The organism is Variovorax nivicola (genome assembly GCF_051216475.1).
Classification (GTDB): domain Bacteria; phylum Pseudomonadota; class Gammaproteobacteria; order Burkholderiales; family Burkholderiaceae_C; genus Variovorax.
Genome location: NZ_JBPJZK010000007.1, coordinates 116,198 through 131,613, shown reverse-complemented (window position 1 = coordinate 131,613; position 15,416 = coordinate 116,198). Strand labels below are relative to the sequence as shown.

Here is a 15,416-nt window from a genome sequence, read left to right as displayed (position 1 = left end):
GGCTGAAGAGTCGACTCCCTCCTTTGCCCAACTCTCCTGATGCGGCGGCGCATGCTGCCTTTGAAGAACGTCAGGGAGAGTTTTCATGTCGTCAGGCGCTACGCGCTCTATTCGCGTCCTCACCGCCTCTTGTGCCGCCATGCCCACGCTGGGCGGGCAACCCGCACTGGAGCCAGTGGCCATAGAAGGCGACGAAGGCCTGAGCAACCTGTTCCGCTACACCGTCACGTTCAGCACGCCCGAGCAGGCGGGCTACAACGAGCGGCAGGCCGCCAACGTGGACATCAAGAAGTTGGTGGGCGAGACGCTCACGGTGCACATCGTGCTCGACGGGCGCCCCGGCGCTGACGGGGGCAAGCGCCACATCTCGGGCCTGGTCACACGCGTGCGCTTCCTGCGCCTGGAGAATCGTCGCGCGCTGTACGAAGCTGTCATCGAGCCCTGGCTCACGCTGGCCACGCGAACGAGCGACTACCGGATCTTCCAGAACAAGACCGTACTCGACATCCTGCGCGAGGTGCTGTCCGACTACGACTTCGCCCATGAAGTGAAGGCCAGCCGCAGCTACCCGACGCGCGAATTCCAGGTGCAGTACGGCGAAAGCGACTTCGACTTCGTCGCACGCCTGCTGCACGAGTGGGGGCTGTACTACTACTTCGAGCACGCCGAGGACAGCCACAAGCTCGTGATCGTGGACGACATGTCCGCGCACCAGCCGAACGCCAATGCGGGCTACCAGAAGATCCCCTTCTACGGCGCCGACGACACCGTGCGCGCAGAGCACTGCGATCGATTCAACGCCTGCGAGACGCTGCAAAGCGGCCGCTGGGTCACCGACGATTTCGACTTCAAGCGGCCGAAGGCGCGGCTGCAGCAGGTGAGTGCCATGCCGCGCAAGACCGCGCAAAGCAGCCAGGAGCGCTACGGCTGGCCGGGCGACTACGTGGTTGAGTCCGAAGGCGAGCAACTGGTGCGCACCCGTATGGAAGAAACCGGCAGCCAGGGCGAGCGTGCGAACGGTTCGGGCAACCTGCGTGCCGTTGTGCCGGGCTGCCTGATGTCGCTGGAGCGGCATCCGCAGAACGACTCCAACCGCGAATACCTCGTGACCGATGCGCACCTGCGACTGCAGGACATCGGCGACGCCAGCGCGCAGCAGGAGTTCGAATGTCGCGTCGACTTCGAAGTGATCCCGTCGAGCAAGGTCTTTCGCGCACCTGCACCCGAAGCGCCGCGCCCACGCACCACGGGCCCGCAGACCGCCATCGTCACCGGCCCGGCTGGGCGCGAGATCTGGACCGACGAATACGGCCGCGTGAAACTGAGCTTTCACTGGAACCGCTACTGCACCAAGGACGAGAACAGCTCGTGCTGGGTGCGCGTGTCGTCGCCCTGGGCCGGCACCAACTTCGGCGGAATCCAGATCCCCCGCATCGGGCAGGAGGTGATCGTCGACTTCGAGAACGGCGACCCTGACCGGCCCATCGTTACCGGCCGCGTCTACAACGCCGACAACATGCCGCCGTGGGACCTGCCCGCCAACGCAACGCAAAGTGGCCTGCTCACGCGCAGCTCCGAGGGCGCGACCGACGCCAACGCCAACGCACTGCGCTTCGAAGACAAGAAGGGTGCGGAGCAGGTATGGCTGCACGCCGAGCGCAACCAGGACATCGAGGTCGAGCACGACGAAACCCACTGGGTGGGCCACGACCGCACCAAGACCATCGACCACGACGAGACCGTGCACGTGAAGCACGACCGCACGGAAACGGTGGACCACGACGAAACCATCACGGTGCACAACAACCGCCACGAGCGCGTCGACCAGAACGAAGACGTCAGCATCGGCGGCTATCAGGATCTGAAGGTCGAGAAAACCAAGACCGAGAACATCTACATGTTCTCGATCCAGAACGTGGGAATGGCGCGCCTCGAGAATGTCGGACTTGCCTACAACCGCAACGTGGGCGCGGCCATGCTGGGTACCGTGCTGCTGGGGCGCACCGACATCGTGGGCAAGACCTGGACGACGAGCGTTGGGGAAAACTACGACATCAGCGTCACCGACAACTACACGCTGACTTGCGGGAAGTCCAGTTTCACAATGAGCAAGGACGGAGACATCCATCTCACGGGTGTCAATCTGAGGCTCAACGGCAAGACGCTCATCGAGCTGATCGGCGGTGGCGGCAGCTACACCGAATGGCTGGCTTCCGGCATCACGCACGGCACCCAGGGCCCTGCACGGACCCATGCCGCAAGCCATGACTTCCTGGGCCCGAACAGCAAGGCGGCGGACAAAGGGCCGGCCCAAGAGGACTGTCAGGAATGCAAGAACGCCGCCCCCACCGGCAGCGGCGGGAGCATCAGCTTTGCCCGCGGCACCGAACGAATCACTCACACCGACTTCGTGCTGCAGGCCCCGCTTCCCATTCAATGGAGCCGGCGCTATCACTCCGCGCTGACGGCATACGACACCGGCGATCTGGGTGCGCGCTGGATCACTCCCTACACCGTGTGCTTTCAAGCCATCGACGCCCTGGACGGGCAGAGTGCTCTGCAGGCCCGCGGCCTGCGCTATCACGCCGCCGATGGCCGCAGCCACGACTATCCCCTGCCCGCCATCGGCGACGCCCACACCGATGCCGTGGAGGAACTGGTCCTGCGCAGAACCAGCCAGGAGATATTGACCATCGAGCGCGGTCCGGACTGGCAGGAAGTCTTCGAGCTCGCGGGAACCGTGTGGCGCCTGCGCGGCTATCAGGCCTCGCAAGGCCACCGCATCGAGCTGCGCTACACGCAAGCAGACGCGCGCCCGGAACACAGCAAAGACGTCATTCCCGAACGCTCCGATGGCCACGAGCTCCCGCCGCCCGCGCTCCTGCCTGCCGGGCGGCTGAGCGACATCCTCAGTTACCAGGGGGGCCAGTTGATGGCTCACGTGAAGGTGCAATGGGAACACGGGCGCATTTGCGCGCTGTGGGAGGTCGCCGATGGCCGGCAGACACGGCAACTAGCCTCCTACAAGTACGACGATGCCGGCAACCTGGTCCAAGCCGCCGATGAAAACGCCCTCACGCGCGAAGACTGCACGCAGGCCGCGTGGCATTACGGGTATCACCGCCATCTGCTGACGCGCTACACCGACCGCACCGGTCGCGGCATGAACCTGCAGTGGTGGGAGCCGGCCGGGCCAGCCGAGGCCGGCGCCTGGGAACAGCCACGGGCCGTTCGCGAGTGGGCCGATGACGGCAGCTTCGATACCCGGCTGTCCTGGGCCACGGACAGCGGCGCCGTCACCGTCGTCGATGCGCTCGGCCACACCACCGTGCATCACGTCGACAGCCTGGGCTACACGCGCCAAATCGATCACCCTGACGGAACGCGGGAACGCTTCGTGCGCGATGCCGCCAAGAACGTCATCGAGCATCATCACCCGGATGGCGGCGTCGAGCACTTCAGCTACACCACGCACGCCAGCGGGCAAGCCCGGCTGATCGAGCATCTGCGCGCCGACGGCAGCAAGATCGGCTACGGCTGGAATGCCCAAGGGCGACTGTCTCGCGTCGTGGATGCCCAGGGCGGAAGCTGGAAGCGCAGCTATACCGCTTCCGGCCTGCTCGCCAGCCAGACCGATGCGCTCGGCCGCGTCACGCGATACGTCTACAACGAGCAGCAACAGCTTGCCGAGATCGTCGACCCCAAGGGCGCCAGCAAGAAGCTGGGCTACACCGACAGGGGGCAGCTCGCCAGCTATGCAGACTGCTCAGGCTCGGTCACCCGCTGGAGCTACGACGACCAGGGCCGCCAGAGTTCCGAAACCGACGCGGCGGGCCGGAAGACCGGGTACGTCTACCAGAACGGCCAGCTAGCCGCCATGGTCGAGCCCGGCGGTGCCGAAGCGCGCCAGCAGCGCGATGGCGAGGGGCGACTGTTGGTACACACGGACCCCCTGGGACGCAGAACGGAATACCGCTACAACCAGGCCGGGTTGATCCAGGAGCGGGTCCAGGGAATGCAGTCCGGCGAGGCCGACGTGCTCGCCAGGTACGGCCGCCAGACGCTGCGCTACGAGTGGGACAGACTGGGACGCCTGACGGCGCTGATCAACGAGAACGGGGCACGCCACAGCTTTGCCTACGACGTCATGGGGCGCCTGATCGAGGAACGCGGCTTCGATGGCCAGGTCACCCGTTATCGCCACGAGCCACGAACCGTGATGCAGCAAACCGCGGACTGGCTCTTTCGCTTCGAGTACGACCCGATGGGTCGCCTGCTGCGCCGCTGCGCGCAGCGCATGGGCACCACCGGAGGCAGCCCCGGCCCGGTCGGCGAGGAAGAGGTCGAGACGTTCCAGTACGACCCGGCCGGACGTCGCATATCGGCCAGCAACAGCGCGAGCAGGCTGCAATGGTTCTTCGACCCGGTGGGCAATCTGGTGCGCGAGCACCAGCACTACGACTTCCTGCGCGAGTCCTATTGCAAGGTGTGGCAACACACGTATGACGAACTCGACGAGCGCGTATCCACCATCCGCCCCGACGGCGAGCAACTGCAATGGCTGACGTACGGCTCCGGCCACGTCCACGGGCTGATGCTCGATGGCCAGGAACTCGTCGGTTTCGAGCGTGACAGCCTGCATCGGGAGACGGTCCGCATCCAGGGCAACGGCCTGACCCAGCGATTCAGCTACGACCCGCAAGGCCGGCTGGTCAGTCAGCAATGGGGCCCCAAGGAAGAGCCCGGGACCCGGCCGGGCAGCAACATCGCCGGGGCCGGCGCCGCACCGGTCGTCCGGCGCCAGTACGAATACGATCCGGCCGGCCAGTTGCAAACCACCCAGGACAGCCGCCGCGGTGCGCTGAGCTACCGGTACGACCCGCTGGGCCGGCTCATCGAGGCCAACAGCGCACTCGGCCAGGAGCGCTTCGAATTCGATCCGGCGAGCAACCTCCTGCACATCTCGATGGGCGCCGATGCAGAGGCAAGCCCGGCCGCGCGCAAGCCTTCGCAGCCGGCGCTGATGGACAACCTGCTGCGCCAGTTCAGGGCCGGCCTCGACGAACGCCACCACGAGCACGATGGGCGCGGCAACTCGATCAGGATCAGGACGACCGGCCAGTCCGACATGCTCTTGCACTGGGATGGCTTCGGCCGGCTTGCGAGCATCGAGAAAGCGGGCGGCTGGCGCGTGGCGTATCGCTACGACGCGCTGGGCCGCCGCATCGGCAAGTACAACGAGACCGACGCTGGCTCCGCGCGACATGGCGACGCCAGTCGGAACCACGGCACCACCCTGTACGTCTGGGACGGAAATACCCTGGCCTGCGAAAGCAGCGCCGCGGAAGCCGTGAACTACATCTACGAGCCGGGAAGGTTCGTGCCGATGATCTCGATCCGCAGGAAGCAGGGCTCGGGACAAGCGTTGCAGACAGGGCAGACGGCCTGGTACCAGTGCGACCACCTGGGTACACCGATGGAGCTGACGGACGCCGAGGGCAAGATCGTTTGGAGCGCAAGCTACAAGGCATTCGGAGAGGCACGGATGGGCAGGACCGAAGCGCGAACGAACAACATCCGGTTCCAGGGGCAATACTTCGACGAAGAAAGCGGCCTGCACTACAACCGGCACCGGTACTACGACCCGCGAACCGGGAGATACCTGTCGAAGGACCCGATCGGGCTGGCGGGAGGAACGAATCCGTTCGCATATGCCGAGGGAAATCCGAACTACTGGAGCGACCCCATGGGGCTGGACCCCTGGTACCAGGAGACGACGAAGACCTTCGGCATCGGCATCGAGGCGAACAACCCAAAGGCGTATGCGGCGGGCGTTCACTACGTCATGGACGATCCCGGCCATACGGTGGCTTATCTGAGAGACAGCAGCGGGAAGATCACTTGCCAGCTGAGCGTAGGACCGTCCAATCCAATTGGCATGGGCAATGTGAAGAGCTTCAAGAACGGGAAGATACCGGCTGTGACAAACTGGCCCGTCGGCGAGTCAGTACGGGCGTTCGAATACAAGATCAGCGATCCGATGTATGACGCCTGCCTGAAGAAATGCGAGAGCGAGAAGAAGGCAAAGAAGTCGTACACGCCCGAATATCAATGCACTTCTGCGGCACTCGCATTGGCCAAGGCGTGCGGAATCGGACTACCCTCGGGCGTCGGGAAAGTCGATACGAAGTTTCCCTTCGGCGCAGGAGACTATGCGAACCCCTACAAGCTGAACGAAGAAATGTCGAAGATAAAGCCGCCCACCATCTATCCGCCGGGGAAGTTCAAGTGACAAGAAAGCTTCTGACACTTTGCCTCGCATTTTTCCTAAGCAGCGCACATGCGTGCCAGCCATCTATGTCGCCAACCAGAATGAACAGCATCATGGAGAAGTTGTTCCACCTCTCCAGGAAGGCAAGCGTGACGGATTCGGACCTCTCTTTCCTTCGTACGGACAGGCGGATCGACTCGAACGTGTACATCAAGAAGGCCAGCGTCGGAGTCGTCGAGGCAGGCATATTCATCCTCTTCAATTCGGACAGGAACAAGCTCAAGGTCGAGGACGATGAATGGGTTGGAAAAGAAAAATCCGAGCCCGAAATCCTCTTCTACAAGAACTCGAAGCTGCTGATCCCAGCCAACACGTCGGAAGCCAAACGGTCCGGAGCCATCGTCTTCTCAAGGGACAATGTCTGGGTCATCCAGCCTGTCGAGAAGTGCGCCGGTAGATACGCGAGGACGTAGAGGCTCATGGCAAGGCCTGTCATCTGCGTCAATGACAAGACCTCGCACGGAGGTGTCGTTATCGAAGGCTTCTCCGATTTTTCTCTGGACGGAAGAACACCGTCCGGCGTCGGACACAAGGTGATGTGTCCGAAATGCGGCGGCGTGTTTCCGATCGTCGGCCCTGGCCCTGCCGCCACGATCAAGGGAACCGAGATTGCGGTCGAAGGAATGTTCACGGCATGCGGCGCCGTTCTCATCGCGTCGCAGACTTCGACCCGCATCGATTGAGCTTCCAGGCCCCGCCCGACAACCTGCCTACTGGAACTAGCCTTTCAACGCCGCGTACAGCGCCTGGAACCGCGCATGCCGTGCCTTGTGCCGATCCGCACCGTCACCCGAAGGCAGCAACTGCTGCTTCACCGGCGGCAGCGTGCACACCTCGGCGACATCGCCCCCATCGGCCAGCCACGCCAACCGCGCCGCCCCCAGCGCCCCGCCCGTCTCGCTACCCGCATAGAGCGTCAACGGCACCTGAAAGATGTCGGCCAGCAACTGGCCCCACCACACGCTGCGCGCACCGCCACCCACCAGCGCCATTTCGCGCAACGGCATGTCTGCCGGCAGCCGCAGGGTGTCGAAGCCATCGCGCAGCCCGAAGCTCACGCCCTCGACCACGGCGTATGCGATTTCCGCCGGCCCGTGCGCGTGCGTCAGCCCGAACAGCACGCCCTGTGCATTGGGGTTGTTGTGCGGCGAGCGCTCGCCCGAGAGATACGGCAGGAACAGCGGGCAGCGTTCGCGCTGCGCCAGCGGAACGGACGCCGCCGCTTCGAGCAGCGCGGCCTCGTCGGCGAACCGGAAGGTCTTTGCCGCCCAGCTCACCGCGCTCGCGGCCGAGAGCATCACCGACATCTGGTGCCAGCGCTTCGGCAGCGCGTGGCAGAAGGCGTGCATGGCCTGCGCGGGGTTCGGCAAGAAGCGGTCGGTCGACACGAACACCACGCCCGACGTGCCCAGCGACACAAAGCCCTGCCCCGGTTCGACCAGCCCCATGCCGACCGCGCTGGCCGCGTTGTCGCCTGCGCCGCCGGCGATCAGCACCGTGCCGCCGCCCACACCCCAGCGCGCCGCCAGCTCGGGTTTGAGCTGCGCCGACACCTCGCTGCCTTCGACCAGGCGCGGCATGTGCGCACGCGTGAGCCCCGTGGCCGCGAGCAGTTCGTCGGACCAGTCGCGCGCACCCACGTCGAGCCACAGCGTGCCGGCCGCGTCCGACATCTCGCTGACCGCCTCGCCGCTGAGCATGAAGCGCAGCCAGTCCTTCGGCAGCAGCACGCGCGCGACACGACTGAAAATTTCGGGCTCGTGCTCGCTCACCCACAGCAGCTTGGGCGCAGTGAATCCCGGCATCGCCAGGTTGCCCGCGATCTCTCCGAGCCGAGGCACCGCGCGCGTAAGCGCTTCGCACTGCGCGCCGCTGCGCCCGTCATTCCAGAGGATCGCCGGACGTAGCACCTCGCCCGCTGCGTCGAGCAGCGTGGCGCCATGCATCTGGCCCGACAGGCCGATAGCACGCACCGCCGACAGCGCCTCGCCATGCGACGCCTTCAGCTGCGCCATCACCTGCTCCAGCGCCTGCCACCACTTCTGCGGCGCCTGCTCCGACCACAGCGGTTGCGGCCGTTCGACCGTGAGCGGCGCGCGGGCCACGCCCACGATGCGATGATCGTCGGCGAGCAACAGCGCCTTGAGCTCGGACGTGCCGAGGTCGAGTCCCAGATACAAGATGAACCCCCTGGTTTTCTGCTACTTACTTAGGAAGAGATGCCGCTGCCGAAGCGCGTATCGGCCTGCTTGCGGAATTCGCTCGGCGTCATGCCCTTGATTTCAAGAAAGCGGCGGTTGAAGTTCGCCACGTTGTTGAAGCCCACCTGATAGCAGATGTCGGTCACGTAGTGGTCGGTCTGCATCAGCAGGTGGCAGGCGCTGTTGATGCGCACGCGGTTGACGAAATCGGTGAAGCTGTTGCCGGTGGAGCGCCGGAAGAAGCGGCTGAAGCGGCTCTCGCTCATGCCCAACTCGGCCGCCACGTCCGACATCGAGATCGGGTCGGCCATGTTGTTGGTGATGCGGTTGACGATGCCGTTGATCTGGTCGACCTGCGCGTCGCCGTCCGCACCCTGCGCGCCCTGCATCTGCACGCTCGACAGCAGCCGGTAGTCGGTGCATTGCGCCAGATCGGCCATGAAGTCGAGAAACAGGCTCAGGCGCCGCACGCCGCGCGCGGCCTTGATGCTGTCCCAGTGCGCCTGCGCGTTCTCCGACATGCCGAAGAACTCGATGCCGTGGCGCGCCCGCTCCAGCAGGTGCATCACTTCGCGCAGCTCGGGAATCTGGTCGGCCGCATGCTCGATAGGCTCGTGGCGGAACTGGATCACCCGGTCGCGCCCCGCGGCGCCGCCTTCGGGCACGTCGAGCGAGATCCAGTTGTGCGGCAGCCGCGGCCCGCACAGCACCAGGTGCCCGGGCTGGAACGGCCCGATCCAGTCGCCGATGAAGGCCTTGCCCGATGTCTCGGTGATCAGATGCAGCTCGTAGTCTTCATGGAAGTGCCATCGCACCAGCGGGCTCGGAAAGCCATGCGCGAGGCAGCGCACCAAGCCTGTTTCTTCGGGGGCCTCGTAGCCCAGCGAGGGGGAGCGTGCAAAGTCGCGCTCCAGCTCGGGCTGGCGCTGGCGAGGGATCGAACGTTTGCGGGTGGACGTCGTCATGATGGCAGCCCGGCTCAGGGCCGGGAAGCAGCAGCAACAGCGGTATTTTGTGCCTTCGCCAGCGCGGCGTGAACCGCCTCCAGCGTCGGTGGATCGGCACCCTCGCGGGTGCAGTTGAGGGCGGCAGCGGTGGCGGCGAAGCTCATCACTTCGCGCCATGCGTCGTCGCCCAGCTCGCCGAGCTGCGCCGGTCGCTCGACGCCATGCGCGAGCAACGAGACCGACAACCCGGCCGTGAAGGTGTCTCCCGCGCCGATGGTGTCGACCACCGTGACGCGTGGCGCGGCCACAGTCAGCGGCTCGTGCCCCGTGCGCCAGAGCGTCGCGCCGTCGCCGCCGCGCGTGACGATCACGGCGCGCGCGCCGGCCTTCAGGCACTCGGCGGCGAGTGCATCGACCGGCTGGCCGGGCGCGAGCAGCGCCGCATCTTCGTCGCTGAGCTTGACCAAGTCGGCCATGGCGAACCAGCCCGTGACGCGTGCCCGGTAGGCTGCCATGTCCTGGATCAGGCTCGGCCGCACGTTGGGGTCGAACATGATCACGCAGCGCTCCCTGTTCGCTGCGACGAGGTCGGTGATGCGCGTGGCGGCCGGGTCCTGCAGCAGCGAGATCGAGCCGAAGTGCAAAAAGCGGCAGTCCGCCGGCAACTGCGGCAGCGGCTCGGGCGCCCAGGTGGCGTCAGCACTGCCCCGTGTGTAGAACGCGTAGCGGTTGGTCTGCGGCGTGCGCTCTACGAAAGCCAGCGTCGAGGGCGCGTTGCTGCGCAGGATGAAGCTGGTGTCCACGCCGTTGCGTTGCAGAAAGTCCATCAGCCGCTCGCCGAACAAGTCCGTCGACAGCTGCGTGAGAAAACCTGTCGGCTGCCCGAGCCGCGCGCAGGCCACGGCCGTGTTGAGCGGCGAGCCGCCCTCGTGCCCGAGGAAAGCCAGGGTGCCCGCCTCGCTGGCGGTGAAATCGATAAGGGCTTCGCCCGTGAGTGCAATGCGCATGGTGTCTGGATTCTGGATCACGGCAAAGCTCGTGCATCGGCCAGGAAGCCGCGTTCGGCGGCCAGCGTGGCGGGATGGTCGAGCAGTTCGGCAAAAAGACGCGGCGGGATGGTGATGGCTCCCACGCCAAGCCCCAGCAATGAAAGATACGCCTCGCGCGAGCGGATGCTGGCCACCAGCAGCCGCGTGCCCGACGAGGGCCGGCGTGCGACCAGCGACTGCATCTGCCCGATCAGCGCCAGGCCGTTGATGCCGGAGTCATCGAGCCGCCCGAGGTACGGCGCCGCATAGGCCGCGCCCAGTTGCGCCGCGAAGTGCGCCTGCTCGGGCGCATACACGGCAGTGAAGGTGACGGGCACGCCCTGCGCAATGAGCCGCGCGCCGGCATCGAGGCCCTGGCGCGTGGCGGGAATCTTGATGACCAATTGACCGCTGTCGAACTGCGGGAGCAGGGCTTGTGCGTCTTCGAGCATGCCGTCGACTTCGCTCGAATACACCTGCGCCTGGACCTGGCGTGCGCCCAGTTCGATGCAGCGCTTCAGCAGGCCCGGTAAGGCGGCGCGGCCGATGTCTGCGCGTTGCAGCAGCGTCGGGTTCGTTGTCACGCCGTGCACTACGGGGTGCGGCAGGCAGGCCTTCAGCTCTATCAGGTCAGCGCTGTCGAGGTACAGGTGGAAGTCTTCGCTCATCTCAGCTCATCACGTTACCGCCATCGACATTGAGGGTCTGCGCCGTGATGTAACGCGCCTCGTCGCTGGCAAGGAATACCGCCGCCCCCGCGATGTCGCCCGGCACGCCCATGCGCCCGAGAGGCACCGCCAGCCCGACCTGCCGCTTCTTCTCTCCGGGCGGCAGCCCTTCGGCCTTGGCGAACAGGCTGTCTACATGGTCCCACATCGGCGTATCGACCACACCGGGCGCAATGCCATTGACGCGGATGCCGTGCGGCGCCATGGCCAGCGCGGCGCTCTGCGTGTAGCTGATGACGGCCGCCTTGGTCGCGCAGTAGTGCGACACCAGTGCCTCGCCCCGGCGCCCCGCCTGCGAGGCCATGTTGATGACCGACGCGCCCTGCGTGCCGGCTTCGACCATGTGGCGCAGCACGGCCTGCATCACGAAGAACATGCCCTTCACATTGACGGCGAAGAGTTTGTCGAAGGATGCTTCGTCGCTGTCGAGAAGCGGTGCCAGGTCGAACACTGCCGCGTTATTGAACAGCGTGTGGATCGGCCCGAAGGCCACCTGCGCCTCGGCCAGCATGTGCGCGATGGCCTGGGTGTCGGTGACGTCGGCTGCGATGTAGGCGAGCTTGTCGGGGTGTTCTTGCTGCAGCATGCGCACGGCTTCGGGCGCGGCGGTGGCGCGGTCGATCACGGTGCAGCGCGCGCCTTCGGCAATGCAGGCCTGCGCCACGGCCAGGCCGATGCCACCGCCCGCGCCGGTCAGCAGCACATGCCTGTCCTGAAGGCGCCCGCTCGTCATGGTCGGCTTTCCGCGGCGACGAAGCGCGCGACGCGCTCGGCGGCCCGGCGCACGGCATCGATCAACCGGGCGTCGGCGGCGATGTTTCCCCACAGGCCCGCGTCCGAGCACAGCGCAACGACCGGGTCGGCCGCGCCGCAGATCGCGTGAGCCACGGCCTCGTCCATGCCCTGGTCCTGATAGACATAGGGCAGCACGCCCTTGTGCCAGCGCTGCAGGAACGCGAGGAACAGCGCCGGCAGCATCGCCACGCTGTCGATGGTCTGGCCCGCCGTCAGCCGCTCACGCACCGTCGGCGCGATGAAGCCCGGAATCTTCGAGAAACCGTCCGCCGCCACGCGCTGGTTGGTGTCGCGGATGGCGGGGTTGCCGAAGCGGTCGAGCACTACGTCGCGGTACGACGCAAGTTCGATCGGGCTCGGGCTCAGGCATGGGATGACGTCGTCGGTCACGTAGTCGAACGCCATCTTGCGGATGGCTGCGTTGTGCGTGCCTTCGTGGATGAAGTTCAACCCCACCAGCGTGCCCGCCCAGGCAATGCAGCTGTGCGTGGCGTTGAGGATGCGGATCTTGGCCTCTTCATAAGGCTGCACCGATTCGACCAGTTCCACGCCCACGCGTCCCCAATCGGGTCGCCCGGCCGCGAAGTTGTCTTCGATCACCCACTGGATGAAGCTCTCGCCGGTAACGGCAGCCGCATCGTCGCGGCCCGTGGCGGCCTTCACGCGTGCGCGCAGCTCGGGCGGCGGGCGCGGCGTGATGCGGTCGACCATCGCGTTCGGGCAGCGCGTGTTCGCGTTGACCCACGCCAGCAGGTCGGCGTCGCCCGCCAGTTCGATGAACTCCAGCAGTCCGGCGCGAAAGCGGTCGCCGTTGTGGCGGAGGTTGTCGCAGTTCAGCAGCGTCACCGCGCCAGCATTGGCAGCCTTGCGCGCGCGCAGGATCGCGCAGACGGCGCCGTAGATGGTCACACCGTCGCCGCCGGCCTCGCCGCGACGCGCGCGTTCGACATCGGCCGCCAGGTCGGCGAACGACAGGTCTAGCTTGCTCTTGTCGTCGAGGTAGTAGCCAGCCTCGGTCACGGTGAACGACACGATGCGGGTCGTTGGCGCCGCACCGCGCGCGATCACGCCGGCCAGCGAGCGCTCCCAGGGCAGCACCTCGCGGATGGCTTCGATCTCTTCATAGCGGTACTCGCCCGCTGGCGACACGGTTTCGAGCGTGTAGCGCCCACCCTGTGCCTGCAGGGCAGCGACCACATCGGCCATGTCCGGCCGGATGTTGGCGCCCGACAGCGACCAGCGGGTGTCGCCCGCGTCAATCAGCCGCTGCAGGTACACCGCCTGGTGGGCGCGGTGGAATGAGCCAAGGCCCAGGTGAAGCACCGTGAACTCCGTGAGAGCCGGTGGAATTTGCGCGATGGTCACGGGAATGTCCGTTGAAGAATGCAGTGAAGAAAAAGGGGTGGTCACGCGCTGACCGTGCGGCCTTCGCGGTTGAAGAGATGCAGCACTGACGGGTCGAGCTCCACGGCCACGTCGTCGCCGGCCTGCAGCGGCGTGCGGTCGTTCTGCCGTGCGATGAGCGGCACGCCACCCACGTCGACGTGAATGAGCGTGTCGGCGCCCAGCGCCTCGATCAGCTCGACGCGGCCCTGCACGTCGCTCACCGGCGCGCCCTGCTTCGGATGCACGCGCAGGCCCTCGGGGCGTACGCCCAGGAAGCCGTCGGCGGGCAGCCTGCCGCCGGTGGCGGCCGAGAAGCTGGGAATGGCATTCGCCGCCACCATGTTCATCGACGGCATGCCGATGAACTGCGCGACGAACTGGTTGGCCGGGTGGTCGTACAGCTCCAGCGGCGTGCCGACCTGCTCGATGAGCCCGTCTTTCAGCACCACCACGCGGTCGGCCAGCGTCATGGCCTCGACCTGGTCGTGCGTCACGTAGATGGTGGTCGCGCCGAGTGCGCGGTGCAGCTTGTGGATTTCAACCCGCGTGTTGCCACGCAGCGCCGCATCGAGGTTCGACAGCGGCTCGTCGAACAGGAACACCTTGGGCGCGCGCACGATGGCGCGGCCGATGGCAACGCGCTGGCGCTGGCCGCCCGACAGGTCCTTGGGCGTGCGGTCGAGGTACTGCGTGAGGTTGAGCGTCTTCGCCGCATGATCGACCTTGGTCTTGATCTCGCTCTTCGACACGCCCGCGAGCTTCAGCGCAAAGGACATGTTGTCGTACACGCTCATGTGCGGATAGAGCGCGTAGCTCTGGAACACCATCGCGAGGTCGCGCTTGCCCGAGGGAGCCCAAGTGATGTCCTTGCCGTCGAGCAGCAGGTTGCCGCTGGTGATGGGCTCGAGCCCCGCGATCAGCCGCAGCAGCGTCGACTTGCCGCAACCCGAGGGTCCGACGAAGACGATGAACTCGCCCTTCTGGATCTGCAGGTCGACGCCCTTGATGATGTTGACTTCACCAAAGCTCTTCTTGATGTTCTTGAGTTCGAGGTAGGCCATGAGATGTCTCCCTTTCTTTACTTGACGGCGCCGAAGGTCAGGCCTTGGACGAGTTGCTTCTGGCTGAACCAGCCGAACACGACGATGGGCGCGATGGCCATCAGCGAAGCCGCCGACAACTTGGCCCAGAACAGGCCCTCGGGGCTGGAGTACGAGGCGATCAGCGTGGCCAGCGTGCCGGCCTTGGCGGAGGTGAGGTTCAGCGCCCAGAAGGCCTCGTTCCAGCTCAGCACCAGGCACAACAGGCCGGTCGATGCGAGCCCGCCCACCGACAGCGGCATCACGACGTGGCGGAACTCGGTCCAGAGGTTGGCGCCGTCCATGCGCGCGGCCTCCAGGATCTCGGGCGGGATGTCCTTGTAGGCGCTGTAGAGCATCCACACCATGATCGGCAGGTTCGACAGCGTGAACACGATGGTCAGCGCGGTGAGCGAATCCAGCATGCCCGCGGTCTGCGCGATCACGTAGATCGGCACCAGCGCACCCACGGCCGGCATCATCTTGGTGGAAAGCATCCACATCAGGATGTCGCGCGTCTTCTTCGTGCGGAAGAAGGCCATCGAGTACGCGGCAGGCGCCGCGATCAAGAGGCCGAGGATGGTCGAGCCCAGGCTGGTGATGAGCGAGTTGCGCGCGTACAGCAGGTAGTCGCTGCGGCGCTGCACTTCGCTGAAGTTGCCGAGCGTGGGCTCGAAGATGAACAGCGGCGGCACGTGGATGGCCTGCAGCTCCGTCTTGAAGGCCGTGAGAAACAGCCAGCCGAGCGGAAAGAACAGCAGCAGCGTGACGGCCCACGCACCCACTGTGCGAATGGCTTGCGGCAGGAAGTTGCTGGGGGCTTGTTGTTGCATGGTTCAGTTCCTCCACCGTGCAGGGGGCGAGGCACGGCTCATTCCAGGAACACCACGGAACCGGCTCTGCCGGGCCGTTGGTGTTGCC

The 15,416-nt window shown here is 65.8% G+C and carries 11 protein-coding genes; 3 read left to right on the top strand and 8 right to left on the bottom strand.

Annotated features, from left to right (window positions below; all coding sequences use genetic code 11):
* Nucleotides 1-85: 85 nt before the first annotated feature.
* The 3 genes from tssI to ACSFBF_RS25865 all read left to right on the top strand — a co-directional run bounded on the left by tssI (nucleotide 86) and on the right by ACSFBF_RS25865 (nucleotide 7,014).
* A complete protein-coding gene (gene tssI / locus ACSFBF_RS25875) occupies nucleotides 86-6,292 on the top strand; it encodes a type VI secretion system tip protein TssI/VgrG (protein ID WP_435472039.1) in 6,207 nt (2,068 codons plus the stop codon).
* 92 nt (nucleotides 6,293-6,384) lie between these two features.
* Complete coding sequence (locus ACSFBF_RS25870) at nucleotides 6,385-6,744, top strand: hypothetical protein (protein ID WP_435472037.1); 360 nt, start codon at nucleotides 6,385-6,387, stop codon at nucleotides 6,742-6,744.
* Between the two features lie 6 nt (nucleotides 6,745-6,750).
* Entirely contained in the window at nucleotides 6,751-7,014 is a 264-nt protein-coding gene (locus tag ACSFBF_RS25865) for a PAAR domain-containing protein (RefSeq protein ID WP_435472035.1), read from the top strand.
* A gap of 36 nt (nucleotides 7,015-7,050) precedes the next feature.
* Here the strand turns inward: ACSFBF_RS25865 and xylB are convergent, their stop codons facing one another.
* The 8 genes from xylB to ACSFBF_RS25825 all read right to left on the bottom strand — a co-directional run bounded on the left by xylB (nucleotide 7,051) and on the right by ACSFBF_RS25825 (nucleotide 15,328).
* The gene (xylB, locus tag ACSFBF_RS25860; protein WP_435472033.1) at nucleotides 7,051-8,511 is read right to left on the bottom strand and encodes a xylulokinase; all 1,461 of its coding nucleotides are present in this window, start codon (nucleotides 8,509-8,511) and stop codon (nucleotides 7,051-7,053) included.
* A 29-nt stretch (nucleotides 8,512-8,540) separates the two neighbouring features.
* Nucleotides 8,541-9,497 carry an AraC family transcriptional regulator gene (locus ACSFBF_RS25855; protein ID WP_435472031.1) on the bottom strand — a complete coding sequence of 319 codons (957 nt, stop codon included), beginning with the start codon at nucleotides 9,495-9,497 and terminating at the stop codon, nucleotides 8,541-8,543.
* Nucleotides 9,498-9,511: 14 nt separating this feature from the next.
* On the bottom strand, nucleotides 9,512-10,486 hold the full coding sequence (locus ACSFBF_RS25850) for a carbohydrate kinase family protein (protein ID WP_435472029.1): 975 nt from the start codon (nucleotides 10,484-10,486) through the stop codon (nucleotides 9,512-9,514).
* 17 nt (nucleotides 10,487-10,503) lie between these two features.
* Nucleotides 10,504-11,175, bottom strand: coding sequence for a transaldolase family protein (locus tag ACSFBF_RS25845; RefSeq protein ID WP_435472027.1), 672 nt, complete (start codon nucleotides 11,173-11,175; stop codon nucleotides 10,504-10,506).
* Between the two features lies 1 nt (nucleotide 11,176).
* The gene (locus tag ACSFBF_RS25840) at nucleotides 11,177-11,968 is read right to left on the bottom strand and encodes an L-iditol 2-dehydrogenase (RefSeq protein WP_435472025.1); all 792 of its coding nucleotides are present in this window, start codon (nucleotides 11,966-11,968) and stop codon (nucleotides 11,177-11,179) included.
* Nucleotides 11,965-13,353: a D-arabinitol 4-dehydrogenase gene (dalD, locus tag ACSFBF_RS25835; RefSeq protein WP_435472371.1), complete on the bottom strand. Its 1,389-nt coding sequence runs from the start codon at nucleotides 13,351-13,353 to the stop codon at nucleotides 11,965-11,967. The genes ACSFBF_RS25840 and dalD overlap by 4 nt, the downstream gene beginning before the upstream one ends.
* Before the next feature lie 83 nt (nucleotides 13,354-13,436).
* Nucleotides 13,437-14,477 (bottom strand): ABC transporter ATP-binding protein, encoded by a 1,041-nt coding sequence (locus ACSFBF_RS25830; protein WP_435472023.1) that lies wholly within the window; start codon nucleotides 14,475-14,477, stop codon nucleotides 13,437-13,439.
* A 17-nt stretch (nucleotides 14,478-14,494) separates the two neighbouring features.
* Nucleotides 14,495-15,328 (bottom strand): carbohydrate ABC transporter permease, encoded by an 834-nt coding sequence (locus ACSFBF_RS25825; protein ID WP_093048385.1) that lies wholly within the window; start codon nucleotides 15,326-15,328, stop codon nucleotides 14,495-14,497.
* Nucleotides 15,329-15,416: the final 88 nt, after the last annotated feature.

Coding starts and splice junctions, on each gene's coding strand:
- tssI (WP_435472039.1), top strand. CDS start 86: ATGTCGTCAGGCGCTACGCGCTCTATTCGCGTCCTCACCGCCTCTTGT.
- ACSFBF_RS25870 (WP_435472037.1), top strand. CDS start 6,385: ATGGAGAAGTTGTTCCACCTCTCCAGGAAGGCAAGCGTGACGGATTCG.
- ACSFBF_RS25865 (WP_435472035.1), top strand. CDS start 6,751: ATGGCAAGGCCTGTCATCTGCGTCAATGACAAGACCTCGCACGGAGGT.
- ACSFBF_RS25855 (WP_435472031.1), bottom strand. CDS start 9,497: ATGACGACGTCCACCCGCAAACGTTCGATCCCTCGCCAGCGCCAGCCC.
- ACSFBF_RS25850 (WP_435472029.1), bottom strand. CDS start 10,486: ATGCGCATTGCACTCACGGGCGAAGCCCTTATCGATTTCACCGCCAGC.
- ACSFBF_RS25845 (WP_435472027.1), bottom strand. CDS start 11,175: ATGAGCGAAGACTTCCACCTGTACCTCGACAGCGCTGACCTGATAGAG.
- ACSFBF_RS25840 (WP_435472025.1), bottom strand. CDS start 11,968: ATGACGAGCGGGCGCCTTCAGGACAGGCATGTGCTGCTGACCGGCGCG.
- ACSFBF_RS25830 (WP_435472023.1), bottom strand. CDS start 14,477: ATGGCCTACCTCGAACTCAAGAACATCAAGAAGAGCTTTGGTGAAGTC.
- ACSFBF_RS25825 (WP_093048385.1), bottom strand. CDS start 15,328: ATGCAACAACAAGCCCCCAGCAACTTCCTGCCGCAAGCCATTCGCACA.